Annotated in this window: 22 protein-coding genes and 2 tRNA genes; 16 read left to right on the forward strand and 8 right to left on the reverse strand. The window is 36.8% G+C overall.

Annotated features, from left to right (window positions below):
* Window positions 1-44: 44 nt before the first annotated feature.
* Entirely contained in the window at window positions 45-908 is an 864-nt protein-coding gene (locus LK994_RS06915; RefSeq protein WP_229762167.1) for a hypothetical protein, read from the reverse strand.
* Between the two features lie 91 nt (window positions 909-999).
* On the opposite strand from LK994_RS06915, the gene LK994_RS06920 reads away from it, so the two are divergent.
* The 7 genes from LK994_RS06920 (at window position 1000) to LK994_RS06950 (ending at window position 7289) form a co-directional block, all read left to right on the forward strand.
* Complete coding sequence (locus LK994_RS06920) at window positions 1000-1632, forward strand: polysaccharide deacetylase family protein (RefSeq protein ID WP_229762168.1); 633 nt, start codon at window positions 1000-1002, stop codon at window positions 1630-1632.
* 284 nt (window positions 1633-1916) lie between these two features.
* The gene (locus LK994_RS06925) at window positions 1917-2687 is read left to right on the forward strand and encodes a TatD family hydrolase (RefSeq protein ID WP_229762169.1); all 771 of its coding nucleotides are present in this window, start codon (window positions 1917-1919) and stop codon (window positions 2685-2687) included.
* Between the two features lie 35 nt (window positions 2688-2722).
* Window positions 2723-2809, forward strand: a tRNA-Ser gene (locus LK994_RS06930).
* A gap of 46 nt (window positions 2810-2855) precedes the next feature.
* A complete protein-coding gene (gene pth, locus LK994_RS06935) occupies window positions 2856-3437 on the forward strand; it encodes an aminoacyl-tRNA hydrolase (protein ID WP_229762170.1) in 582 nt (193 codons plus the stop codon).
* Window positions 3438-3548: 111 nt separating this feature from the next.
* Window positions 3549-4160, forward strand: a complete 612-nt coding sequence (locus LK994_RS06940; RefSeq protein ID WP_229762171.1) for a fumarylacetoacetate hydrolase family protein — start codon at window positions 3549-3551, stop codon at window positions 4158-4160.
* 61 nt (window positions 4161-4221) lie between these two features.
* Window positions 4222-4295: transfer RNA gene (locus LK994_RS06945), tRNA-Met, on the forward strand.
* A gap of 126 nt (window positions 4296-4421) precedes the next feature.
* A complete protein-coding gene (locus LK994_RS06950) occupies window positions 4422-7289 on the forward strand; it encodes a TonB-dependent receptor (protein ID WP_229762172.1) in 2868 nt (955 codons plus the stop codon).
* 69 nt (window positions 7290-7358) lie between these two features.
* Here the strand turns inward: LK994_RS06950 and LK994_RS06955 are convergent, their stop codons facing one another.
* From LK994_RS06955 to LK994_RS06975, 5 genes are all read right to left on the reverse strand, one after another.
* Complete coding sequence (locus LK994_RS06955) at window positions 7359-8555, reverse strand: pyridoxal phosphate-dependent aminotransferase (RefSeq protein ID WP_229762173.1); 1197 nt, start codon at window positions 8553-8555, stop codon at window positions 7359-7361.
* A gap of 29 nt (window positions 8556-8584) precedes the next feature.
* Window positions 8585-8809 carry a VF530 family protein gene (locus LK994_RS06960; RefSeq protein WP_229762174.1) on the reverse strand — a complete coding sequence of 75 codons (225 nt, stop codon included), beginning with the start codon at window positions 8807-8809 and terminating at the stop codon, window positions 8585-8587.
* A 3-nt stretch (window positions 8810-8812) separates the two neighbouring features.
* Entirely contained in the window at window positions 8813-9694 is an 882-nt protein-coding gene (locus tag LK994_RS06965; RefSeq protein ID WP_229762175.1) for a hypothetical protein, read from the reverse strand.
* A 10-nt stretch (window positions 9695-9704) separates the two neighbouring features.
* Window positions 9705-10607, reverse strand: coding sequence for a hypothetical protein (locus LK994_RS06970; RefSeq protein WP_229762176.1), 903 nt, complete (start codon window positions 10605-10607; stop codon window positions 9705-9707).
* A gap of 128 nt (window positions 10608-10735) precedes the next feature.
* Window positions 10736-14677 (reverse strand): IgGFc-binding protein, encoded by a 3942-nt coding sequence (locus LK994_RS06975; protein ID WP_229762177.1) that lies wholly within the window; start codon window positions 14675-14677, stop codon window positions 10736-10738.
* A gap of 291 nt (window positions 14678-14968) precedes the next feature.
* Between LK994_RS06975 and LK994_RS06980 the strand changes: the two genes are divergently transcribed.
* Window positions 14969-15292 (forward strand): hypothetical protein, encoded by a 324-nt coding sequence (locus LK994_RS06980; RefSeq protein ID WP_229762178.1) that lies wholly within the window; start codon window positions 14969-14971, stop codon window positions 15290-15292.
* 81 nt (window positions 15293-15373) lie between these two features.
* On the opposite strand, the gene LK994_RS06985 is transcribed toward LK994_RS06980, so the two are convergent.
* Both LK994_RS06985 and LK994_RS06990 read right to left on the reverse strand, forming a co-directional pair.
* Window positions 15374-16606: an isocitrate dehydrogenase (NADP(+)) gene (locus LK994_RS06985; RefSeq protein ID WP_229762179.1), complete on the reverse strand. Its 1233-nt coding sequence runs from the start codon at window positions 16604-16606 to the stop codon at window positions 15374-15376.
* Between the two features lie 187 nt (window positions 16607-16793).
* Entirely contained in the window at window positions 16794-17291 is a 498-nt protein-coding gene (locus LK994_RS06990; protein ID WP_229762180.1) for a GNAT family N-acetyltransferase, read from the reverse strand.
* 73 nt (window positions 17292-17364) lie between these two features.
* Between LK994_RS06990 and LK994_RS06995 the strand changes: the two genes are divergently transcribed.
* The 8 genes from LK994_RS06995 (at window position 17365) to LK994_RS07030 (ending at window position 24282) form a co-directional block, all read left to right on the forward strand.
* Window positions 17365-18186 (forward strand): thymidylate synthase, encoded by an 822-nt coding sequence (locus LK994_RS06995; RefSeq protein WP_229762181.1) that lies wholly within the window; start codon window positions 17365-17367, stop codon window positions 18184-18186.
* Between the two features lie 115 nt (window positions 18187-18301).
* Entirely contained in the window at window positions 18302-18793 is a 492-nt protein-coding gene (locus LK994_RS07000) for a dihydrofolate reductase (protein WP_229762182.1), read from the forward strand.
* Window positions 18794-18828: 35 nt separating this feature from the next.
* Entirely contained in the window at window positions 18829-19626 is a 798-nt protein-coding gene (locus tag LK994_RS07005; RefSeq protein ID WP_229762183.1) for an O-methyltransferase, read from the forward strand.
* 34 nt (window positions 19627-19660) lie between these two features.
* The gene (locus LK994_RS07010) at window positions 19661-20782 is read left to right on the forward strand and encodes a Re/Si-specific NAD(P)(+) transhydrogenase subunit alpha (protein ID WP_229762184.1); all 1122 of its coding nucleotides are present in this window, start codon (window positions 19661-19663) and stop codon (window positions 20780-20782) included.
* Window positions 20783-20806: 24 nt separating this feature from the next.
* A complete protein-coding gene (locus LK994_RS07015; RefSeq protein WP_229762185.1) occupies window positions 20807-21115 on the forward strand; it encodes an NAD(P) transhydrogenase subunit alpha in 309 nt (102 codons plus the stop codon).
* An 89-nt stretch (window positions 21116-21204) separates the two neighbouring features.
* Window positions 21205-22620 (forward strand): NAD(P)(+) transhydrogenase (Re/Si-specific) subunit beta, encoded by a 1416-nt coding sequence (locus tag LK994_RS07020; RefSeq protein ID WP_229762186.1) that lies wholly within the window; start codon window positions 21205-21207, stop codon window positions 22618-22620.
* 169 nt (window positions 22621-22789) lie between these two features.
* The gene (locus LK994_RS07025) at window positions 22790-23089 is read left to right on the forward strand and encodes a Dabb family protein (RefSeq protein ID WP_229762187.1); all 300 of its coding nucleotides are present in this window, start codon (window positions 22790-22792) and stop codon (window positions 23087-23089) included.
* 38 nt (window positions 23090-23127) lie between these two features.
* Complete coding sequence (locus tag LK994_RS07030; protein ID WP_229762188.1) at window positions 23128-24282, forward strand: esterase-like activity of phytase family protein; 1155 nt, start codon at window positions 23128-23130, stop codon at window positions 24280-24282.
* Window positions 24283-24284 lie beyond the last annotated feature (2 nt).

Consider the following 24284-nt stretch of genomic DNA (forward strand, 5'->3'; position numbering starts at 1 on the left):
CAGTATAAAAACTGAACGGTTTTTTATGCTCAATGAAATAATGATTAATGTAACTCGATTTGAGTAGCGGCTAATCCATCCAGTGATATCGTAGCCAGATTGTCACAAGTGCCTGCACCAAAGTCGATAACTACATTATGATTTGGCCCCTGAATTTTAATTGATCCTTGGCTGATATACCTGCAGCTTGTTGCTTTGATCAATGGAGTAACGATCGTTACAGTTCTTTCTCTGCCCAGCATATTCATAATTGTATGGGTGCCGGTAATTGAAAATACATCGTCAGATAAATCAAACGGAGTAAGAGATCCTTCTGTTTGTGTAACGAATTTAACACCGTTATGTGTCCAGTAAATGCCGGAAGAGTTTGTTATTTTACCATTTACTACTTCACGTTTCCAGCTTTTTATACCTACAGTACTGGTGTTGGTCCAGGTATAAGTTCCTTCTACTTTAAATCCATTTACAAAATAATTTTCAAAGGTCATTACTGCAGTACTACCCGATTTTCTTACAGAGTCCGATACTACAATATTGATCTTTCCTGAACGAACAACTCCTCTTGGACCGGTAGTTCCTGCGCCAAAATCAATGGTAATCGTTTTTGGAAATCCTACTAATGGAGTTACAGTTACAGTAGCACCACCCATAATATTTGGCGGGCCGGGTGTAAGAGGTCTTCCAGCAACAGGCCTGTTACCGGTAACATTGCCACTTACAGAGGCTTCCATAAATATATCATTATTGTCTTCCGCTATATTATCAGAGGTAGCTTGCCTGTTTGCCAGATCTGTTGTGGTGGCTATTTCGGTTCCGGGAGACTCTGCTGTGTCATTTTTTTCGCAAGATGAAAAACTGATTGCAAATGCAACACATGTGCCGGCAATCAATAGGTGTTTTGCTTTCATATTTGTGTATTTTATGTTGGTTAATGATTGGTTATTTAGGACAAAATACTTTTATAAAAGTTTAATTCAGCCAAAAAAATTAATTTGCCGTATGGTTTATCTTGCTAAGACACCCCGATGGCTCAAAAAAATTTATTCATCCTGTATCTGGGATTTTTATTCCAATCAGGATAAAGTTATTTATTTAACATTTGATGATGGACCACACCCTGTTGCAACAAACTTTGTTTTAAACGAACTAAACAAGTATAATGCCAAAGCAACTTTTTTTTGTATCGGAAAAAATGTTATGGCACATGAAGATATTTATAAAAAGCTTATCAGCGATGGGCATAGCGTAGGAAATCATACCCAGAACCACTTAGATGGATGGAAAACAGACTCTGTTAAATATTTACAAAATGTTGATGAAGCTAAAAAACATATCCAATCAACTTTATTTCGTCCGCCTTATGGGAGAATAAGAAGAACGCAGTTGCGGCAATTAACTTCTGCCCCAAATGATTTTACAATAATTATGTGGAGTGTGCTTAGTGGAGATTTTGATCAATCAATTTCAAAAGAAACATGTTTGGCAAATGTTATAGATAATGCGAAAAGCGGATCGATCATTGTTTTTCATGATAGTGAGAAAGCTTTTGGTCATTTACAGTATGTTTTACCCAAAGTATTAGAATATTTTTCTAAAAAGGGCTATGCCTTTAAAAATATCGCAATTGTATGATGTAGCTTATAAAAATGGGCCAAGGTAGAAACCTTAGCCCGTTTTTAATCCGTACCCTATGAAAACTGCGTTAAAAGTACAATCTTGTTTTTAAAAATGCAATATTTTTTTTAATGTGTATTTTTCAGACAAAAAAGGGGTGAAGGGTTTTATAAATGAGGCCCACAAAGGAGTTTGAAATAATTGAAAACCAGTTGTTTGAGCATTTTTGAGTAAGCAAATGCAGTAGTTGTATTAAAAAACAATTATAAAAAAATACTGCTGCGTAAATAGATTTTAAATATATGAATACTTTTATTGATACACATTGTCATCTTTATTCTGAAGAATTTAATACGGATATAGATATCGTTATAAAAACTGCGGAGACTGAGCAAATAAAACAGTTTTTCCTGCCAGGAATAGATAGTACAGCTATTGAAAAAATGATCGGGTTGGAAAAAAAATTTCCCGGAAAATGCATGGCAATGATGGGCTTACATCCTTGTTATGTAAAAGAAAATTATAAAGAAGAATTGACTATTGTAGAAGATTGGTTATCTAAAAGAAAATTTGCAGCAGTAGGAGAGATTGGTTTAGATTTTTATTGGGATAAAACCTTTGTCAGTGAGCAATACGTGGCGTTCAGAAAACAAATTGAATTGTCTCTTGAATATCAGTTGCCTATAGTTATTCATACAAGAAATGCTATGGCAGAAACAATACAGGTAGTGAATGAATATAAATCAGAAAAGGTAAGAGGTATTTTTCATTGTTTCAGCGGTACGTATGAAGATGCTGTAAAAATTATTGAATTGGGTTTTTATCTGGGTATTGGTGGTGTAATTACCTACAAGAATGCAGGATTAGCAGAAATACTTGAAAAGATCGACCTTGAGCATCTGGTATTGGAAACAGATGCTCCATATTTAACGCCTGTACCATTCAGGGGAAAAAGAAATGAAAGCAGTTATATAAAATACATAGCAGAAAAACTAGCATTGGTTAAAAATGTTTCGGTAGATGAAGTGGCTGCCACTACTACAGCAAATGCTAAAAAAATATTCGGTGTATAAAAACGGTTAGTGTATTTTTGCCGTCCTTAAAAAATAGAGAGGTGTCCGAGTGGTTGAAGGAGCACGCCTGGAAAGTGTGTAAACGGGAAACTGTTTCGAGGGTTCGAATCCCTTCCTCTCTGCAAAAAATGATCCTTCATGATAGTGAAGGATTTTTTAATCAGATAGATGTCTAAATTTTTGATCATAGGACTTGGTAATATTGGAGATGAATATGCCAATACACGTCATAACATTGGATTTGATGTAGTAAATGCTTTTGTGCAAAAACACGGGGGAAGTTTTAAGATAGATAGACTGGCTTATGTTGCAGAGGTAAAAGTAAAAGGGAAGCAGTTTGTTTGTATTTGCCCTACAACGTATATGAACTTAAGTGGGAGAGCATTCAAATACTGGCAGGATAAAGAAAAAGTTTCTTTGGAAAATACACTTACCATTGTAGATGATCTGGCTTTGCCATTAGATAAAATACGTTTACGCAGCAGCGGTAGTGATGCCGGACACAATGGATTAAAGGATATTCAAAATATTTTGGGAACCGATCAATATCCCAAATTAAGGTTTGGGATCGGAAATAATTTCCCGAAAGGCCGGCAAGCTGATTTTGTGCTCAGTAAATGGGATAAAAACGAAGAGGCGTTGGTAAAACTAAAGATCGCCAAATGTGTGGAGATAATAGAGCAATTCGCATTTGTTGGGATTGCCCAAACGATGACGGCTGTGAATAATTTATCGATAAAGGCCGAATAGATACTATTTTCTGTTTTTTAAACGTTTTATCGGTGGTATATTTGAAACTTGATTTTATTTGGCTATTTCTTTATATTCGCCATTATAATCTGGGTACTTTAAAATAATTAGATGAAAATAATTTGTGTAGGCCGTAATTATGCAGCACATGCTAAAGAGTTGGGGAACGATGTGCCCGATGAACCGGTTATATTTATGAAGCCCAAAAATGCCTTGTTACAAGGGCATACTCCGTTTTATTATCCGGAGTTTACTAACGAGTTGCATTATGAATGTGAGTTGGTGTTACGTGTGTGCAAAAATGGCAAGTACATACAGGAAAGACAGGCATCAAATTATTATAATGGTATTACTGTTGGTATCGATTTTACAGCAAGGGATCTACAAAACGATTTAATGAGCAAGGGATTGCCCTGGGAAAAAAGTAAGGCTTTTGATAATTCAGCAGCAGTGGGTAAATTCCTTGATATTACTCCGGGATTGAATAAAAAGAATATTAATTTTTCTTTACTCAAAAACAAGGAATTGGTACAGCAAGGCAATTCCGGTGATATGATATTCAGTTTTGATGCAATCATTGCTAATATTTCTAATTATTTTTCATTGAATATAGGTGATCTGATCTTTACCGGCACCCCCGCCGGAGTAGGTGAATGTGTGGTTGGCGACGACCTGGAAGCATTTATCGATAAAGAAATGCTTCTGAAAATAGAAGTTAAATAATCGTACAAATACAATTTTCATTTGAGAGTTTGCAGGTTTTTAATATCTTTGCCGCCCGTTTGTCGGGGTAGCTCAGCTGGTTAGAGCATCGGATTCATAACCCGAAGGTCGGCAGTTCAAGTCTGCTCCCCGATACAAAGCCTCTGTAAAGAGGCTTTTTTCATTCCCAAACTCAACAGGACTAGCCATTACAATAATCTGCCATATAAGTTATTATTTTCATAAATACTTCTTAGCTTTAAGTAACCAAAACCAACTATTATGAATTTTGCTAAGCAATTAATTTGCATAGCAGTAATGTTGCTATTCGTAACAGCTGCTTTTTCACAACAACAAATTACAGGACATGTAACTGATGCATCGGGAATACCTCTTGCAGGAGCAACGATCATCATAAAATCGACCGGAAAAACACTTACAAGTGCTCCTGACGGAAGTTTTACATTAGAAGCTAAAGCGGATGATGTATTGGAAGTTAGTTCACTAGGGCATTCTACAGAAACTATAAGAATAAAAGGCAGGTCGGTTGTAACGATAAGCCTTCAGAGTATTGCACAAGACCTTGGACAGGTAGTAATGGTTGGTAGCAGGCACTCTGGTAGGGTTAAAACAGAATCGCCAGTGCCCATTGATGTGATAAATGTAAAAGAAGCCAGTTTAACAACTGCCAAGCCTGATCTTACTTCTATGTTGAATTATGCAGCACCTTCTTTTAATCACAACAGGCAAAGTGGTGGTGATGGCGCAGATCAGATAGATCTGGCTACATTAAGGGGGCTTGGGCCAGACCAGACCCTTGTGTTGATCAATGGTAAACGCCGTCATCAAACTGCTTTTGTAGCGGTATTTGGTACAAGGGGTAGAGGTAATTCAGGTACAGACCTGAATGCTATACCCGAAACATCTATCGATAGAGTTGAGATTCTTCGTGATGGTTCTTCAGCGCAATATGGCTCCGATGCGATTGCGGGTGTTATCAATCTTATCTTGAAAAAAGATACGAAAGGCGTTACCGTGAATGCCGGCTACTCTGGATATTATGACCATAAATACAATGCTTATTTCGGCAGAAACATGAAGCAATATATACATGGTGATGCAATAGACGGTAAAGCTTTCTCATTCGATATCAATGGAGGAATTGCGCTGGGGAAAGCGAAAAAAGGCTTTATTAATTTATCTGCAAATTTTCTTACCCAGGAAAAAACATTCAGACAGGTAAATGATACTAACATGAATAATAAAAATAGTTTACCAATAAATGTGGGAAGAAGAGCGAATGGAGATGGGTCTGTAAATTCAGCGGGAGCTATGTTCAATATGGAATTGCCTATTGCTAACAGTAAAACTACTTTTTACGCTTTTGGCGGATACAACTACAAATCGTCCGATGCTTATGCATATACAAGAACATATCATGGGTATAATCCGTTGTCTTCTGCCCGTCCATATCGTTTTCCGGTAGATGCAACGGGGCGTTTGATCTATGTGCCTGCGATCATGCAGGTTGTTTCTACACCCGGGGGAGGTTTGCCCGATACTGTTTACAACCCTCATATACAAACACATATTTCTGATGGTTCATTAGCCTTTGGATTTGAGGGTGTAACAAGATCAAATTGGGATTGGGATCTGAGCAATAGTTTTGGCGGTAATGATTTTCATTATTTCGGAGATAAGACATTTAATGCTTCATTAGGAACTCTCGGTGTTTTTAAAAATCATTTTGATGACGGAGGTTTTTATTTTATACAAAATACTTCTAATGTTGATCTGAGCAAACGCTTCCAGACAATAGCTAAAGGATTGAATCTGTCTTTTGGTGCGGAATACCGCTATGAACAATATGGCATTTATGAAGGAGAAGAAGCATCGTATGCTAATTACAAACCGGATGGTGTGGTATATCAAAGTCTGATAGGTACTTATGATGATAATGGTGATCCCGATTCATTGCAAACGCCTGCATCGGGTGCCCAGGGCTTCCCTGGCTTTCAACCTGTAGATAAAATAAAAGCTAATCGATCTACGATTGGTGCATATGTTGATGCAGAGTTGGATGTTACAAAAGAATGGTTGTTAGGCGGTGCGATCAGAGTAGAAAATTACAGCGACTTTGGTTTTTTAAGCACCTACAAAATAGCAACCAGATATAAGGTAGCACCTAATTTTAATATCAGGGCATCAGCCAGTACGGGTTTTAGAGCACCTTCTTTACAGCAGATTAATTTCAGCAATACATTTACCAATGTGCAGGGAGGAAAAACTTTCGATGTAAAAATTGCACCTAATTATAGTTCTATCACCAGAGCTGCCGGTATACCAGAATTGAAAGAAGAAACTTCTGTAAATGCCAGTGTAGGTTTTAGCTGGAAGCCAGCAAAAAATTTAACAGTAACTGTAGATGGATATTTAGTAAAAATAAAGGACAGAGTGGTTTTATCTGGTCAGTTTGATAATACAATTCCTGCATTGCAGACAATACTGGACAATCTTAATGTAGCACAGGCACAGTTTTTCGCTAATGCTGTAAATACTACAAATAAGGGAGTTGATATAGTAATTGATTACAATAAAAAATGGGGTAATAAAAGATTTAAAGCCTTATTTGCCGGCAACATTCAGGATATGACCATTGATAAAATAAATGTTCCTGCGGCTTTAAATGGCAGCTATGAATCTCGCCAGGCATTTTTTAGTGAGAGAGAACAGCAATTTGTATTGGCCTCAGCACCGCCGGTTAAATTAGGACTAACATTGGATTATGGTGTAAACAAATGGGGTATTGGAACTCATCTTACTTATTTTGGAAAGATCACTTTGTTTGGCTACGGATATGCCAATACGTATCCTCCATTAGTTGATCTGGATGATGCATCGGCAACTGTTCCGGAACAGTTTAATTACAATGGGAAATTAGTGTCTGATCTGTATTTTTCATATAAACTTTGTAAAAATGCAGATCTGTATTTCGGTGCTGATAATTTGTTCAATGTGCATCCTGATCTGGGATATGTTAAGGGAGCAAAATTATCTGCCTATGACGGAGAAGCAGGCGGTCCGTGGGATGCAGTGCAAATGGGTACGAACGGATTGAGATTCTTTACAAAACTGGCATTTAGATTTTAAAATATTGATACATAAACTAAGAAAGGGTTACACATGTGTAACCCTTTCTTAGTTTATGATCTCATGAAATTATATCATCCTTCCGGGATATTTGTCCAATGCTTTTTCTAAACAATCCATTGCTTTATTAATGGCATCCACATTTAGCACATAGGCCAGGCGGACTTCTTTTAAACCAAGTCCAAGTGTACCATAAAAGCCTGTGGCAGGGGCCAGCATTACCGTTTGATCGTTGTAAGAAAAATCTTCCAGTAACCACTGACAAAATTTATCAGAATCATCAATGGGTAATTTAGCCATTACATAAAAGGCGCCACCTGGTGTAGGGCAGGTAACTCCAGGCATCGCATTCAATCTTTTTACAATAGTATCTCTGCGTAATTTATATTCAGCTTTTGTAGTGTCAAAATAATTATCCGGCAGATCAACAGCGGCTTCGCCTAATATCTGACCAAAGCCAGGAGGGCTCAATCTTGCCTGGGCAAATTTCATGATAGTAGCCAATAATGCTTTATTCTTTGTAACAAGTGTTCCGATACGGGCTCCACAAGCACTATATTTTTTACTGACAGTATCTATCAAAATAATGTTATCATCAGCGCCGGTTAAATGCATGGCACTGAAATGTTCTCCTTCATAACAAAACTCTCTGTAAGCTTCATCAGAAAAAAGATACAGATTATGTTTTACAGCTAACTTTTTCAACAGCTCCATTTCTTCTTTACTGTACAAATATCCTGTGGGGTTATTTGGATTGCAGATAAGAATGGCCTTTGTTTTTGGCGTAATATGTTTTTCAAAATCTTCAATAGGAGGTAGTGCAAAGCCTTTATCTAACTGGGAGGTAATAGGTACAACATTTACACCCACTTCTACAGCAAAACCTTCATAATTTGCGTATAAAGGTTCAGGAATAATAACTTCATCATAAGGATCAAGGCATGCCATAAATCCAAACTGGATAGCTTCACTACCACCAGCAGTTACAATGATCTCATCTTCTGTTACAGAAAATCCGGCTTTTTTATAATAGCCTACTAATTTTTGACGATAACTTAAATTGCCGGCACTGTGGCTGTATTCCAGTATTTTAAAAGTACTGTTGCGTACGGCATCTAAAATTGGTTTAGGCGTTTCTATATCGGGCTGACCAATATTTAAATGGTAAACAGTAATGCCTTTCTTCTTCGCAGCTTCCGCATACGGAACCAGTTTCCTGATAGGGGACGACGGCATCTTTTTTCCACGGTGACTAATTGATAACATGCCGCAAAGATAAGAGGATAAAATAATTTTTATTGACTGATGCTGTCAATATATAGAGTTTCTACTTTTTTACGTGCCCACGGGGTTTTTCGTAAAAATTTCAGGCTGGATTGTATGCTGGGGTTATCGTTAAAACAATTGATTCGGATAATTTTTCCCAGATCTTCCCATCCATAATGATCTACTAATTGTGTTACAATCATTTCTAATGTTTTGCCATGAAGTGGATCTTTGGATGGCTGACTTTGATTCATATGTTATGGTTTTTCAACATTTATATCTCCTAACAGATATTTTCCTTGTATTTTCAGAAATGCAAAATGTATTATTTTGCCATCCAGGCATTGGTAGGAGTATACATACCAAACGCCTTCGCTTTCTTTTTCTATTTTAAATGATTCAAATTTTTTATCCGGACATCCCTCTAAGATAAGATGAATTTTGCCCATCGTAGCACCAGCTTGTAATGAATCATATTTGTTGGCAGGATCACCAGCTATTTTCCAGTTTTTTGAAGGGTCATCATCACGGTGAACAGTATGTGATGTAAAGGCGGTAATATTTATATCTTTTACATAACCAAATAGCATATTTAATTCTTCCTGAATAACAGCTTCTATTAACGGGTCGTTTTTATCCTGATTGTATTGTAAATTAGTTGCAATACTGAAACTGTCTTTTGAGGTAAATGCCGAAAGCGGATTAGGCAGATCAAGTAAATAAGCTTTTTTATTGTAAGGAAAGTATATCATTCCTATCATTCCAAAACGATCAGCATGTTTATACATAATATTAAGTCCGTGCATATTTGCTTCTTTATTGATAACCTCTGCCGATACATTCAGTATTTCAATTTTTGAAAGATTAATACCTTCTGTTTTTGCATTGACAATATATTGTGGCCATGCAGTTTTTAACTTAGTAGTGTATACTGTAAAATCCTTTGTTAATTTGGCTTTGTTTGCTTTGCCGGCATACAAAGCATTATTTATTATATCTGGCGTGGCAATATGTGGAGCTAGTAAATTATAATTATTTTTTGTCAATGACAAAATGAAGGTCTCAGCCAGTTTTCTTTCGTCTTGTGCAATTGTTTGTAAGCAAAGCAGCAAAAGAAATGGAATGAGCTTTAGTTTCATCGTATTAATATTAAAACTTATTTACAATATCCAGCACTTTTTTGCCATCCTTACTTTCCCAACGATAACGAACAGTATATTCTTTATTTTTAGGAGTTGTAGGGTCTAATGCAATCTGCACTAAGATGTTTATTTCCTCTCTGTCTTTAAATGTCTTCGCTGCATAATGTTTAGCAGCTTTTATTTGTGGGATCTCTTTCATGTTTTCATCATACAACCATGTTTGAAATTTCCCCTGATTTACTTCATCAGTTGTAATGCCTAACATTTCTGCAGAACGAATTGAATGATACAATGATTTTGGATAATAACCACTGTCCATATATGCCTCAATTTTTTTTAATTCTATACCACCACATGCGCTGGCATTATATCCTTTTGTGGAACTAGCAGTATAAGTGGATTTAGATAATTGCAACTCTTCTTTTGGGTCGGTTATTACGACGGGGAATTCTAATAATAATTTGCTATGGCCTTTTAGGTCAAAAAATGTAATGTATTGATAGCAAGTATCACCTGGTTTTACTTTTTCATTAAAACTTAAAGAGATAGAAAGGCTCTTCAATGAATATTCATTCATGCCTGTATTTTCATTTTCTTTAAATACGTTAGGAGTAAAAGCCAGCGTATCTTTTTTTGCGTCAAGCATTAATATTTTTACTCCTGGAAAATATTTTCCGCCTACTTGTTTTAATCCCCATGGTTGAACAAGATTTATTTCAAACTCAGTATTAACAGGTAATCTATTGCTAGTCCAGGTTGTACCATTGAGAGTAACTTCAATTTGTTTACCCCAGATACCTCCTTTGAAATATTTTATGCCGGTAAATGGAAGGATGCCGTTTGTTTGTGCCAGCAGGGATACAGAAGAAACAACAGTTGCAATTATTAGTGAGAAAATTCTTTTAACCATGGTTAATGATTTTAGTTAAAAGTACCAATATTATTGATCTATTACACTACCCGTTATTGGGTATTTCTTCAGTAAATAAAAAAGGAGCAACATATATGTCACCCCTTTTTTTAAAAATACAAGCAGCATTATTTTTGTATCAACAGATTGCCATTGATCGTTAACTTACCTCCCTCTTCTACCACCATTCTGGCTCCATCTTCAATTGTTTGAGGAACATTCATTGTACAGTTACCTGAAATAATGATCTCAGATCCCATAGGCAAAGGATTCGGCGGGATTTTATTTCCTAACCAATTAATAGAATTCGTCCAGTCTCCTGTACCTAGATACTGATAACGAACAGGAAGGGTGTTAAAATTAAACCCAACATTATATCCAACCGTTTCTCCATTTCCCATTCCATAAGCAATTGCAACAAAAGAAGAGTCAGATTCTAATGTATGTGTAGCTCCTGTAGTTACCTTAATTTGTGCATAAGAATAGTCTGTATCTCCGGGAAAAGGTTTAAATGCATTCAACATAGAAATTAAGGCACTGCTTCCGTAGGCACCGGTGGCAAGATAGCTGCTGGTGCTGGTGTCAACAAGACTAGTATTGTCTATTTTAAAACTGGCAACTCCTTCTTTTCTGATTATGACGTTGACATAGCTTGCACTTGCAGCAACAAAACTGCTTTTATAATTGGGAGAAAAAATAGTTGCATTTTTTGTGCCATATTTTAAAGGAGATAAATTGATCATTTCAGGATCTCCGGAACCATTGTTGCCTGAAGTATAATTAGGGCACCCCGGCGTTACAATGTATTGTGTTACCATTATTCTCTTATCACTTTCGATCAATAAGGGTTGGTTGCGGCTGATTTCATAAAAACTTTGATTGATGATTGACGATTTTAATAAAGGGACTTTATTCACTAAAACATTGGTTGCAGTATCGTCAACGGTTATACGATAAATACCGGTCTCCATAGTTTTGGTAGGTGCAGTAAGATATTTGGTTCCCCAGGCAGCTTTTGGAAATATTTGCTGAATAAGATTATCAGAGCCCGCAGTATTGCTACATCCTGCGGCGTTGATCAATACTCTTCCATTGCCGCCAAATACTGCAATTCTTTTGAAAGGATTATTCGATACGATCCTTGTGCCCGATAGGTCTACTGCAACTCCTGCACTGCCTACACCTGAAATGAATCCCATCGCATTGAATACTTCACCCTTGTTCAACAGTTTTGTATACGTAACCCCAGCTTTATACAACACATTTGCTGCAGTATGATTTTGAGTGAATAAAGTTGCCGTACTGGAATCCAGAATATCTGCCGAAGGCGTAAATTCTATAATGGTGCTGTCACTTTCAGCGATTACAAAAAAGAACGAGTTCGGATTTTGGGTATTTGTACTGCCTCCTCTGCTTTGTACGATATAACTGGTGCTCCACATTTTGGTAGGTATGAGCAACGAGCCCCCGGCTGTATTGTTAGTTGCGTATACATGTTCCCATGCTCCTATGGGTTGATTACTGGTTATTCGTATAGCCCTATCCGTTATTCCTGTAAAATACAGACGGGTATCTGCCTGGTCATTTTGATTATAAATATCATTGGGGTCGCCTATCGGAAAGCCCGTAACCTCCACTACAGATTTTGCAGGAATATATACCACTTTAGGAAAACCTGATCCTGATTTTTTTGATATAGGCATGTTAGGAATATCAACTAATACTGTAGCAGGGTTTTCGCTTGCAGCAAGATATAAGGACATATATGGCCTACTGGCATCTGTTCCTTTTCTACGCATATTCTCTATGTAACCATATCCTGCCCAAAACTCTGTGCCCATGCTCGAAAGCGATACATTATCCGGCAGGGTTTTAAAAGAATCAATTTGTATGGTGTACATAATTGTGTCAGGCACACAAGCTGCATTATCAGAAACAAAAGAATGTTTAACAGTGTAATTGCCATACCCTGGATAGGTATGAGCAGGATTGGTCTCTGTAGATGAAGTACCATCGCCAAAATCCCAACTCATCTGCGTAATATTATTAAAGCCATACACCGAATGGTCTTCGAAAAGAATTGTTTTTGTATTCGTATTATCAAAACTGTAGGTAAAATCAGCTTTTGATTTAGGAAGCACCTTTATAATTTTTGTAAGCGTATCGTATGTTGACTGGCAAGAGGATACCCTGCTAAGAAATTTAACTGTATAATTTCCAGGTGCATAATTATGTATAGGGTTGATAATCGATTCTGTGTATCCATCTCCCAGCAGCCACTTGACGACCAGGTTGCCGGTATAATTACTTACAGTTCCGTTGAGTTGAATATTTTGATTTGTCACTGAACAATTAGGGATTTGTGTGTAAGTAAAATCTGCTTTCGTTGATAAGCTTCTTACTCCTGTGGTTTTGGTTAAACTGCTGCTGCACCCACGTTTGGTAAAAATAGTGAGTGAGACTGAATATAGGCCCGAGGCTGCATACAGATGCGGATGTGAATAATAGAAATTATTGTAGATAGTATCTTTTTTGCCATCACCAAAATCCCATATCTGTTTTAATAAAGTATCTGTTCCGTTTTTTAGATAAGATGAATCAACAAAGGTTGTAGTAACACCGAGACAAACATTTGAAGGTGCTAAAAACAACGGATTACATATAGCTACCGGAGTAGAATCAACCGAAATGTTTCTTGTCAAACTATCCATACAGCCATTTGCAGAAGTGATAACTAATTTTACCGTATAAGATCCTTTCATGGGATATACATGCGAAACAGTTTTGTTGGTGGTTGCTATGGTATTAGTGCCATCACCAAAGTTCCATGTATATCCGGTGATAGTAGTCGATGAATCGATCTTAGTTGAATCGAAAAAATTCAATTTCAATAAATTGAGGGTATCGGTTTCAAAAGTAAAAGATGCCTTAGGTTTTGAGATCATTCCACTGACGGTAATGGTTGTGTCTAAAGTATTAGGACAGCCACCAACAAAAGAGGCTGTTAATGAAACAGGGTAAGTTCCGTTAGCCGTATAAATAAAAGATGGGTTCATTGCTGTGTCAGTATAGGTATTGTTGAACTTCCATTTATAAGTGATTGCGATTGGAAGGTCAGGTGCTACGGTCAGATTTGTAAAATTTATCTTTTGATATCCGCATAAGCCAAGTGTTTCTGCATTTTGAGTGAATCCCGGTACTACGGAACCCTTTACTTCTATCGAATCATAATAATAAATATTGCAGGTGCTTGTTTGATACAATAATGTAACAATGTATTTTCCCGGATTTTTATATTTATGCTTTACTGTTGTATATACAACAGCCGGATCTACATAAGAGGAGCCATCTCCAAAATACCAAACCTTTTTTAAAAAATAGGAGTTTGCCGGCGCACTCATTTCAGTGATAGACATCGATGCAGAATCTCCAATACAAATAGATCCATTGTTTACTTTGAATGCAGCTTTTGGAATGCTGTATATGCTTACCTGTTTAGATAAAATATCGGCACAGCCATTTGATGAGGATACAATTAAAGAAACGGAATAAGCGCCATGGTTATAATATTTTTTATTATAGGTATTCGTAGAAGCAGTTGAATTATCGTCACTGAATTTCCATAATAATGATAAAGAATCTCCAGTACTGGTGGTGGATTCACTCGTAAAATTGATGGTATTATAACCACAATTTGTTGTCTGTGCACCAATCGCAAATGCTACCTGTGGTTTAATGCTAAGGTCAAATGAATGGGTAACACTATCAGTGCAACCTAATTTTGTATAAATCTTAAGGAAGATTGAATAGCTACTATCTCTGAAATAATTATGAAATTGGATCGTATCGCTATGATTTAAGATCGTGTCTGATTTCCCATCTCCCCAATACCATATCACTTTATTAATCGTATCACCAGACGATGTTGAAATATTGGTTACCTGTATAGCTCCATTACTACAGGTTGTATTAGAAGACAGAATAAAATCAGCGTGGCACTGAGCATTGGAGAATAAAGGGAAGGCTGAAATAAATAATATACTAATAAGCAGAGGTAGCAATCTTTTCATTTCCAAAAGTAAATTATCCCGGGATTTGTATGAATTTAGTTAGTGCAAACGATTGCGTAAATTAATCTTGTTGATTTTATTCCCCACTTTTACAGGTAAAACTTTTCGGTTCGGGTTAAAATCTAAGCAATCCTTTACTGCATAGATGTTTTGTAAACGGGCATTGTATTTGGAAACATATTATTATAACTGTTACACTGGTATAAAATATTCAATAGCATGGTATCAGAGTCCAGCACAAAATAAATTTTAAATACTATAATACATCTTTTCATCTCAAAAATTTAAATCATGAAAATCACTAATTTTTTTAAAGCAATGGCTGTAAGCTTTATCATTGCTCTTGCTATTCCGGTTACATCTAATGCAATGCATAACAGCAATGTTTCTACACCTTTGAGCGATAGTGCAGCAGACGTTAAACTTGCAGCACATATTATACAAAGAGTAACGGAAATTCAGAATATGGATAAGACCAATCTTACTACAGCTGAGAGAAAATCACTTAAAAAGGAACTGAAAGAAATGCAGGCGCAGGCCAGCAGTAACCAAGGGGTTTATCTGTCAATAGGGGCTATTGTCATCATTCTTTTGATACTGATACTTATTTTATAATCTGCAGAAGAAAACATTAAGTAATAAAAAAAGCCTCGACATATGCCGGGGCTTTTTTTATTATAGTATTATTTCGAAATTTTATAATCCCATTTTTGCCTTTAAATTAGCATCGATAGCATCTAAAAATTCTTCAGTGTATAAATAATGTTCACCATGATTTACTTTATTGCCATGGATACAAACCGCAAGATCTTTTGTCATTTTACCGCTCTCAACTGTTTCGATACAAACAGCTTCCAGTGCATTACAAAAATCAATTAATGGTTGGTTGTTATCTAGTTTACCACGAAAAGCCAAACCTCTTGTCCATGCAAAGATCGAAGCAATTGGGTTGGTAGAAGTAGGTTTACCTGCCTGGTGTTCTCTGAAGTGACGGGTAACGGTACCATGTGCAGCTTCTGCTTCCATCGTTTTTCCATCAGGAGTAACCAGTACTGAGGTCATTAAACCTAATGAACCAAAACCTTGTGCAACTGTATCACTTTGTACATCACCATCATAGTTTTTGCAAGCCCAAACGAAATTGCCATTCCATTTTAATGCGCTGGCAACCATGTCATCAATCAAACGATGTTCGTACACAATACCTGCAGCAGTGAAACTTGCTTTGAATTCATTTTGATATACTTCTTCAAAAATATCTTTAAACCGTCCGTCGTATTTTTTAAGAATGGTATTTTTTGTAGAAAGATATAAAGGCCATTTTTTGCTCAAAGCCATGTTAAAACAGCTTCTTGCAAAACCATAGATACTTTCGTCTGTATTATACATACACATTGCAACGCCATCGCCTTTGTAGTTGTACACTTCAAAAGTTTGAGCTTCACCTCCACCTTCCGGAGTAAAGGTCATGGTTAATTTACCTTTGCCTTTAATAACGGTATCGGTTGCCCTATATTGATCACCAAATGCATGACGACCAACGATGATAGGCGCAGTCCAGTTTGTTACCAAACGTGGTACATTTTGCATAACAATTGGTTCACGAAAAACAGTGCCATCCAAAATATTACGGATAGTTCCGTTGGGAGATTTCCACATTTGTTTCAAATTAAATTCTTTCACACGGGCTTCATCGGGTGTAATAGTGGCACATTTGATACCTACGCCACATGCTTTGATCGCATTCGCAGAATCGATAGTAACCTGGTCATTTGTAGCATCTCTATGCTCCATACCAAGGTCAAAATATTGAATAGGAACTTCTAAATAAGGAAGTATTAATTTGTCTTTAATAAATTTCCAGATAATTCTGGTCATTTCATCGCCATCTAGTTCTACAACCGGGTTGGTTACTTTAATTTTTGCCATGGAAAATATTGATTTGTAATTTACGAATTGGACTGCGAAGGTATTGCATTTGCCCGAAAATTCGAATGCAATTTTTATGTTATATATTTAAATACCAGCATTTGAGCCTTGTGGCATCATCGTTGTGTCACAATCCTTTCATCTTTTGTACTACTATTAAACTTTTTTTGAAACGAAATTGAGAAATCTATACAGATAATGCACAGTTCACCCATTCACCATCAAAACTTACATCACCCAATTTCTTATAAAAATTAATAGCAGGTTCATTCCAATCCAATACCTGCCAGGCTATACCACTGTATTTTTTTTCTTTTGCTACCTTGATCAATTCATCAAACAATAACCTGCCAATGCCTTTACCCCTCATATGTTCGGTTACCAAAAGATCCTCCAAAAACATTCGCTGACCTTTCCAGGTGCTGAATCGGATGTACCACAATGCAAAACCTTTAATCACACCATCTACTTCGGCTACCAAAGCCCACCAGACAGGATTTGATCCAAAACCGCTTTCGACAAAATGATCAAAATCGATCGTTACTTCATTTGGCGCATTCTCATAAACGGCTAATTCGTTTACTAATAGCATCATTGCGGCACAATCTTCTTTAACTGCTTGTCTTATAATTATATTCATTCCCCAAAGTTGCAACAAAGGTCTCAGTCTCAATAATTTTTTCATTTTTCACTTTTCATTTTGCCAGTCTTAATAACTTTTCACCATACACTTTTCACTTTTCACTTATTTTGCAGATATGCAGCAATACTTACATCTTTTAAAACATATTATAGAAACCGGCACCGATAAAAATGATCGTACCGGAACTGGTACACGTAGCGTATTTGGGTATCAAATGCGATTTAATTTAGAAGAAGGGTTTCCGTTGGTGACAACAAAAAAATGTCATTTAAAAAGTATTATTTACGAATTGTTGTGGTTTTTGCAAGGCAATACGAACATTGGTTATTTAAAAGAACACAATGTAAAGATATGGGATGAGTGGGCAGATGAGAATGGCGATCTTGGTCCAGTGTATGGGAAACAATGGCGTAGTTGGGAAGGAAAGGATGGTAAGGTAGTTGACCAGATCGCTGAGTTAATTCATACAATAAAAACAAATCCCGATAGCAGGAGAATGATCGTAAGTGCATGGAATGTTGCTGACTTGCCGGAAATGAAATTAATGCCTTGTCATTGTTTGTTTCAATTCTATGTTGCCCCCCCTAACATCCTAAAGGGGGAACAGAGAGGCAAACTTTCTTGTCAACTATATCAGCGTTCTGCAGATGTATTTCTTGGTGTGCCTTTCAATATTGCGTCATATGCTTTGCTTACTATGATGATCGCACAAGTGTGTGATTTGGGAGTTGGAGAATTTGTCTGGACAGGAGGAGACACACATTTATATAGCAATCATTTTGAACAGGCTGAATTACAATTGAGCCGCACGCCATTCCCTCTACCTCAAATGAAAATTAATGCTGCAGTAAAAGATATTTTTGATTTCAAGTTTGAAGATTTTGAGTTGCTCAATTACCAATCACATCCTGCTATCAAAGCACCGGTAGCGGTGTAGTAAATGAAAGAAGTAAGGGATGACGGAACGTTATACGATCCTTATCTTTTTAGTGGTTTTGGTAGCTTGAATATTTCATTCCTGCATTTTTCATTCTTTAATTCTTTAATTTAATATGACCATCAGCTTCGTAGTAGCCGCCTCAGAAAATAATGCCATTGGAAAAGACAACCAATTGCTCTGGCATTTACCTAATGACATGCGTTTTTTCAAAAATACGACCTGGGGTTCTGTGGTAATAATGGGGCGTAAATCTTTTGAAAGCATGGGTAAAGCTTTAAAAGGAAGAATAAATATTGTTATAACAAGACAAGATAACTGGCAGGCTGAAGATACAATTGTTGCAAAAGATCTGCAGGATGCCTTGAAAAAAGCCGAGGCAACTAACTGTAAAGAAATATTCATCATCGGTGGCGGAGAGATATATAAACAGTCTCTAGGTATCGCAGATAAGATATATTTAACCAGGGTCCATACCAGGATTGACGGAGATACTTTCTTTCCTGAATTAGATCAGGCACAATGGGAGCTTGTCTCTAAAGAAGATTTCAAAAAAGATGAAAAGCATCTATATGATTATTCCTTTCAGATTCTGGTACGTAAATAATTTTTAATTTTTAATTTTTAATTTTTACTTTTTAATTGTATTCCTCTTTTCAACTTGCAAAAAAATACCTGAACTACCGTCTTACTGCGTCCAACGGTAAAGGCCATGGTGTTCACTCGCCATTTGTTTTCGATTTTATCAAAAATGTATTAAGAGATAAAAAACAATACGATTGTTATACTAAAATTGAAGCTATTCGAAAAGAATTACTATTAAACAAAAGGATAATTCAAGTAGAAGATTTTGGTGCAGGTTCAACTGTTATCAAATCCAATCAGCGGATGCTAAGCGATATTGCAGCCTCTTCCTTGAAACCCAAAAAATATGCACAGCTATTATATAGAATGGTGCAATATTATCAGCCTAAAACAATCATTGAATTAGGTACCTCTTTAGGAGTTACCACTTCATACTTAGCTTCAGGAAATACATCTGCACGTGTTTACACCTGCGAAGGAGCAAAAGAAATCGCATCTGTTGCAAAACGAAATTTTGATATCTTGAATTTTGATAATATTGAAGTTGTAGAAGGGGATTTTACCAAAACACTTCCAACGCTTTTTGATCAACTTCAACAAATTGATTTTGCATTTGTTGATGGGAATCATAGAAAAGAGCCGACTCTTGATTATTTTACTAAATTCCTTAACTTATCAACTCCCTCAACTATTCTCGTTTTCGACGATATTCACTGGAGTAAGGAAATGGAAGAAGCCTGGACTGAAATTCAACAGCACCCTGCCGTAACCTTGACAATAGATCTTTTTTTTGTCGGCATCGTTTGCATAAATACCAGTATCAAGGCAAAGCAGCACTTTAGCATCATCTATTGATTTTTTACTACCTTCGCGGCAATTATTTTTGCTTATGATAGTAGGTGTATTAAAAGACGCAGCCCCAGAAACGAGAGTATCTATATTGCCGGAGCATTTAGCAACCTTACAAAAATGGAAAACATCCATTTCCGTGGAAACCGGAGCAGGTGCAGGTGCTTTTGCAGCAGATAACAAATACGCAGAGGCCGGCGCAACGATCGCAAGTCGCGATGAAGTTTTAAAAACTGCCGATATAGTATTATCTATCAACAGTTTACCTGCGGAAGATATTGCTAAATTAAAACCGGGTGCAGTTGTGTTAGGAGCTTTCCAACCGCTGTTCAATTTTTCAACAATGAAAGAATGGGCGACTAAAGGGATCACTACTTTTAGTTTAGATATGATACCACGTACTACCCGTGCACAAAGCATGGATGTATTAAGTAGTCAGGCAAATATTGCCGGTTACAAAGCGGTATTATTATCTGCTACATTATTTCCTAAATATTTTCCAATGTTCATGACTGCAGCGGGTAGTATTAAGCCGGCTAAAGTATTGATATTGGGTGCAGGTGTTGCCGGTTTGCAAGCCATTGCTACTGCAAAACGTTTAGGCGCTGTGATCGAAGTATTTGATACCAGACCTGCTGTTAAAGAAGAGGTAATGAGTTTAGGTGCAAAATTCGTGGAAGTTGAAGGAGCTGCCGATGCAAGTAAAGCAGGTGGTTACGCAGTAGAACAAACGGAAGAATTTATGCAACGTCAGAAAGCGAAGATCGCTGAAAGTGTTGCTAAAGCTGATATTGTGATATGTACAGCGCAAATACAAGGAAGAAAAGCGCCGATATTGGTTACAAAAGAAATGATCGAAGCAATGCAAAATGGATCTGTTATAATAGATCTTGCTTCATCTACAGGTGGTAATACAGAACTAAGCCAGGATAATAAAACCATTTCTCATAACGGTGTTACGATCGTTGGCAATTCCTCACTGGCTGGTACCATGAGCAGTGATGCAAGTAAATTATATGGTAAGAATATTTTGAATTTCTTGCAACTGATCATCGATAAAGAAGGACAGGTTAATCTGAATTTCGAAGATGACCTGGTAAAAGGTTCATGCATTACCACACGTGGCGAAGTGGTTCACGACAGAATTAAAAGTTTAATTTAAGTTTAAAGATTACAATAAATAAATATGGAAAATATTCTTCAATGGATCACAGATAATCAACAGATCATTTACGTAGTAGTATTGATGATCTTTGTTGGGATAGAAGTAATTGGCAGGGTGCCAAGCGTATTGCATACTCCGCTAATGAGTGGTGCAAATGCAATACATGGTGTTGTTATTATCGGCGCTATCATCGTAATGGGACAGGCACCTACTGATAATTATCTAGCATTGATCTTAGGTTTCTTAGCAGTAGTGTTAGGAACACTGAACGTGGTGGGAGGTTTTGTGGTAACGGATAGAATGCTTGAAATGTTTAAGAAGAAAAAATAGGCTTAGTGCTTAAAGCATAAAGCTGAAAGCTTTGTGTCTTATGCCTTTTGCTTTCAGCTATTTTAAAAAACGAATTTTATTAAAACTATATGGAACTTAATTTATTAACTATTTGTTACCTGATCGGATCAATCACTTTTATACTTGGTCTTAAGATGTTATCCAATCCGGCAACAGCACGTAAGGGAAACTTAGTGGCTGCTTTTGGTATGACAGTTGCGATTGTCGGCACTATATTTTTATACGAAAATAACGGTCAAAAACTGGGTAACTATATCTGGATATTTGCCGGTTTAGCAATTGGAGGTGTGGTAGGTACTTTAGCTGCTAAAAGAGTTAAGATGACGGCAATGCCTGAAATGGTAAGCCTTTTTAATGGTATGGGTGGTGCCTGTGCGGCGTTGATCTCTTTGGTTGAGTTTAATCATTTAAGTCATGAAATTGCAGCGTCAGGTATTTCAACCGGACATACCGGAAAAATAATTATCATAGCACTAGGACTGTTGATTGGTAGTGTATCCTTTGCTGGTAGTATGATCGCCTGGGGTAAATTAAATGGTAAGGTAAAAGATCTCAGTTTTCCTGGTCAAAGTATTCTTAACCTTATCTTCTTGGCAGTTGCATTAGCAGCAGCTACTTATCTTGTTTTAAATCCAACCGCAAGCATTTTGATTTATGTGATCTTAGTGTTGGCTTTATTATATGGTGTACTATTTGTAATGCCCATCGGTGGTGCAGATATGCCGGTAGTAATTTCTTTGTTGAACTCTTTCACCGGTGTGGCAGCGGCTTTTGGTGGATTTTTATATGACAACAAAGTGATGTTAACCGGAGGTATCCTGGTAGGAGCTGCAGGTACATTGTTAACCTTGTTAATGTGTAAAGCGATGAATCGTTCTTTGGCGAATGTATTGATCGGATCATTTGGCGGCAACAAAGCTGGAGGTGCAGCAGCAGGTGGTAAAGAACAAGGTCATGTTAAAGAAATTAATTTAAGTGATGCCGCGGTTGTAATGAGCTATGCAAGTAAAGTGATCATCGTTCCGGGATATGGATTGGCGGTCGCACAAGCGCAACACGTTTGTCATGAGTTGGAAAAAATCCTTACAGAAAAAGGAGTAGAAGTTACCTATGCTATTCATCCGGTGGCAGGACGTATGCCTGGTCACATGAACGTATTGTTGGCTGAGGCAGATGTTAGTTATGATAAGTTGAAAGAAATGGAAGAGGTAAATGACGAATTTAAAAATACTGATGTTGTATTGATATTGGGTGCAAACGACGTGGTGAATCCTGCTGCGAAAAATGACCCTGCTTCTCCAATTTATGGTATGCCTATTTTGGAAGTAGAACAGGCTAAATCTGTTATTGTAAATAAACGTAGTATGAAACCTGGTTATGCCGGTATCGAAAACGATCTATTCTTTCAGCCAAAAACAAGCATGTTATTTGGCGATGCTAAAAAAGTTTTACAGGACTTGTGTACTGAAATAAAATCATTATGATAAGTCAACTTTAATAATTTGTACCCCAGCCCTTCGCTGGGGTATTTTTTTGTTAAAATCATTTTATGGACAGACAAAAAAGAACAACACATATCATAGCCTAACGAAAATAAATAAATCCGAAGCCTTACTTTTGCATCCAACTTATTACTTAAAACTTATAACTCCAATGTTAACTCATCACGTATTTTTTTGGCTTAAAGCCGAAACAACCGAACGACAAAAAGCAGATTTCAGAAAAGGACTAGAATCATTATGCGGTGTAGAAACTGCACAGGCAATATATGTAGGCACTCCTGAACCGTCAATTAACAGACCGGTTGTAGATAGTAGTTATTCATTTTCTTTGTTGGTATTATTTAATGATCTGGCAGGGCATGATGTGTACCAAACCCATCCCGTACACAAAGCATTTTTGGAGAACTTTAGAACCTTTTGGGATAAAGTGGTGATCTATGATGCGGTGTAAGTAACACCATGTAACTTTATAGCTAATCTGTTAGCTAAATGTTTTCAATCAGGCAATGGCTGTTTCTTTTTATTATTTGTGTTACTACTTCGTGTAGTAACACAAAAAGAATTGTGTCTTCGTCCATAGCCACAGACATTACATCAGTAAAATTTTTAGGACAATATACATTACCACATAATCTGTCGTATAAAAGTACTGTGGTTGGTGGTCTATCAGGCATTGATTATGATGTGATCAATAACAGGTACTATCTGATTAGTGATGACAGAAGTGCGATCAATCCGGCTAGGTTCTACACGGCAAATATCTTTCTTACTCAACACGGAATTGACAGTATTCAGCTAGCAGGAGTTGAATATCTTTTACAATCTAACGGCGTCGTATATCCCAATAATAAACAAGACAAGTATCATGCTCCGGATCCGGAAGCGATTCGATATAAAGCTCAAAACGACCGGTTGATTTGGAGCAGCGAAGGGGAAAGGATTGTGAAGGCCGATGGTATTGTTTTAGAAAACCCTGCTATTACAATCATTTCATCTAAGGGTAGATATATTGACACTTTTCCGTTGCCTCATAATTTGATCATGCAGTCAACGGAAAAAGGACCAAGACAAAATGGTGTGTTGGAAGGATTGACATATGCAGATAATTACAAAACTTTATATGTAAGTGTTGAAGAGCCTTTGTATGAAGATGGCCCCAGAGCTGATGTTACAGATAATAATGCTTATATAAGGATTTTAAAATATGATGTTGCCGACAGAAAAAATACACAACAGTTCGCCTATAAGCTGGATCCTGTTGCCTATCCGGCTAATCCTGTAAACGAATTTAAAGTGAATGGGGTACCGGATATACTATCTATCGGTGATAATAAATTATTAGTAATCGAAAGGTCTTTCTCAACTGGCAGGTTGCCATGTACGATCAAATTATTTATAGCTGATCTCAAAAATGCTACCGATATAATGGATAACCCATCTTTGAAAAATAATAACAATTTTATACCTGCGGAAAAAAAGTTATTGTTAAATATGGATGCGTTGGGTATTTATACTGATAATATTGAAGGAGTAACTTTTGGTCCGTTGTTACCCAACGGTCATCGAACATTATTATTTGTTGCGGATAACAATTTTAATTTTCTCGAAAAAACACAGTTTCTTTTATTTGAATTGACAGAATAAAT

The sequence above is a fragment of the Ferruginibacter lapsinanis genome (assembly GCF_020783315.1).
Lineage (GTDB): Bacteria > Bacteroidota > Bacteroidia > Chitinophagales > Chitinophagaceae > Ferruginibacter > Ferruginibacter lapsinanis.

Excerpts from the sequence above, each read along its gene's own strand:
- LK994_RS07000 (WP_229762182.1), top strand. The coding sequence starts at position 18,302 with ATGACCATCAGCTTCGTAGTAGCCGCCTCAGAAAATAATGCCATTGGA.
- LK994_RS06955 (WP_229762173.1), bottom strand. The coding sequence starts at position 8,555 with ATGTTATCAATTAGTCACCGTGGAAAAAAGATGCCGTCGTCCCCTATC.
- LK994_RS06975 (WP_229762177.1), bottom strand. The coding sequence starts at position 14,677 with ATGAAAAGATTGCTACCTCTGCTTATTAGTATATTATTTATTTCAGCC.
- LK994_RS06915 (WP_229762167.1), bottom strand. The coding sequence starts at position 908 with ATGAAAGCAAAACACCTATTGATTGCCGGCACATGTGTTGCATTTGCA.
- LK994_RS07025 (WP_229762187.1), top strand. The coding sequence starts at position 22,790 with ATGTTAACTCATCACGTATTTTTTTGGCTTAAAGCCGAAACAACCGAA.
- LK994_RS06985 (WP_229762179.1), bottom strand. The coding sequence starts at position 16,606 with ATGGCAAAAATTAAAGTAACCAACCCGGTTGTAGAACTAGATGGCGAT.
- LK994_RS06980 (WP_229762178.1), top strand. The coding sequence starts at position 14,969 with ATGAAAATCACTAATTTTTTTAAAGCAATGGCTGTAAGCTTTATCATT.
- LK994_RS06965 (WP_229762175.1), bottom strand. The coding sequence starts at position 9,694 with ATGAAACTAAAGCTCATTCCATTTCTTTTGCTGCTTTGCTTACAAACA.
- LK994_RS07030 (WP_229762188.1), top strand. The coding sequence starts at position 23,128 with ATGTTTTCAATCAGGCAATGGCTGTTTCTTTTTATTATTTGTGTTACT.
- LK994_RS06970 (WP_229762176.1), bottom strand. The coding sequence starts at position 10,607 with ATGGTTAAAAGAATTTTCTCACTAATAATTGCAACTGTTGTTTCTTCT.
- LK994_RS06920 (WP_229762168.1), top strand. The coding sequence starts at position 1,000 with ATGGTTTATCTTGCTAAGACACCCCGATGGCTCAAAAAAATTTATTCA.
- LK994_RS07015 (WP_229762185.1), top strand. The coding sequence starts at position 20,807 with ATGGAAAATATTCTTCAATGGATCACAGATAATCAACAGATCATTTAC.
- LK994_RS07020 (WP_229762186.1), top strand. The coding sequence starts at position 21,205 with ATGGAACTTAATTTATTAACTATTTGTTACCTGATCGGATCAATCACT.
- LK994_RS06925 (WP_229762169.1), top strand. The coding sequence starts at position 1,917 with ATGAATACTTTTATTGATACACATTGTCATCTTTATTCTGAAGAATTT.
- LK994_RS06950 (WP_229762172.1), top strand. The coding sequence starts at position 4,422 with ATGAATTTTGCTAAGCAATTAATTTGCATAGCAGTAATGTTGCTATTC.
- LK994_RS06990 (WP_229762180.1), bottom strand. The coding sequence starts at position 17,291 with ATGAAAAAATTATTGAGACTGAGACCTTTGTTGCAACTTTGGGGAATG.
- LK994_RS07010 (WP_229762184.1), top strand. The coding sequence starts at position 19,661 with ATGATAGTAGGTGTATTAAAAGACGCAGCCCCAGAAACGAGAGTATCT.
- LK994_RS06995 (WP_229762181.1), top strand. The coding sequence starts at position 17,365 with ATGCAGCAATACTTACATCTTTTAAAACATATTATAGAAACCGGCACC.
- LK994_RS06940 (WP_229762171.1), top strand. The coding sequence starts at position 3,549 with ATGAAAATAATTTGTGTAGGCCGTAATTATGCAGCACATGCTAAAGAG.
- pth (WP_229762170.1), top strand. The coding sequence starts at position 2,856 with ATGTCTAAATTTTTGATCATAGGACTTGGTAATATTGGAGATGAATAT.
- LK994_RS06960 (WP_229762174.1), bottom strand. The coding sequence starts at position 8,809 with ATGAATCAAAGTCAGCCATCCAAAGATCCACTTCATGGCAAAACATTA.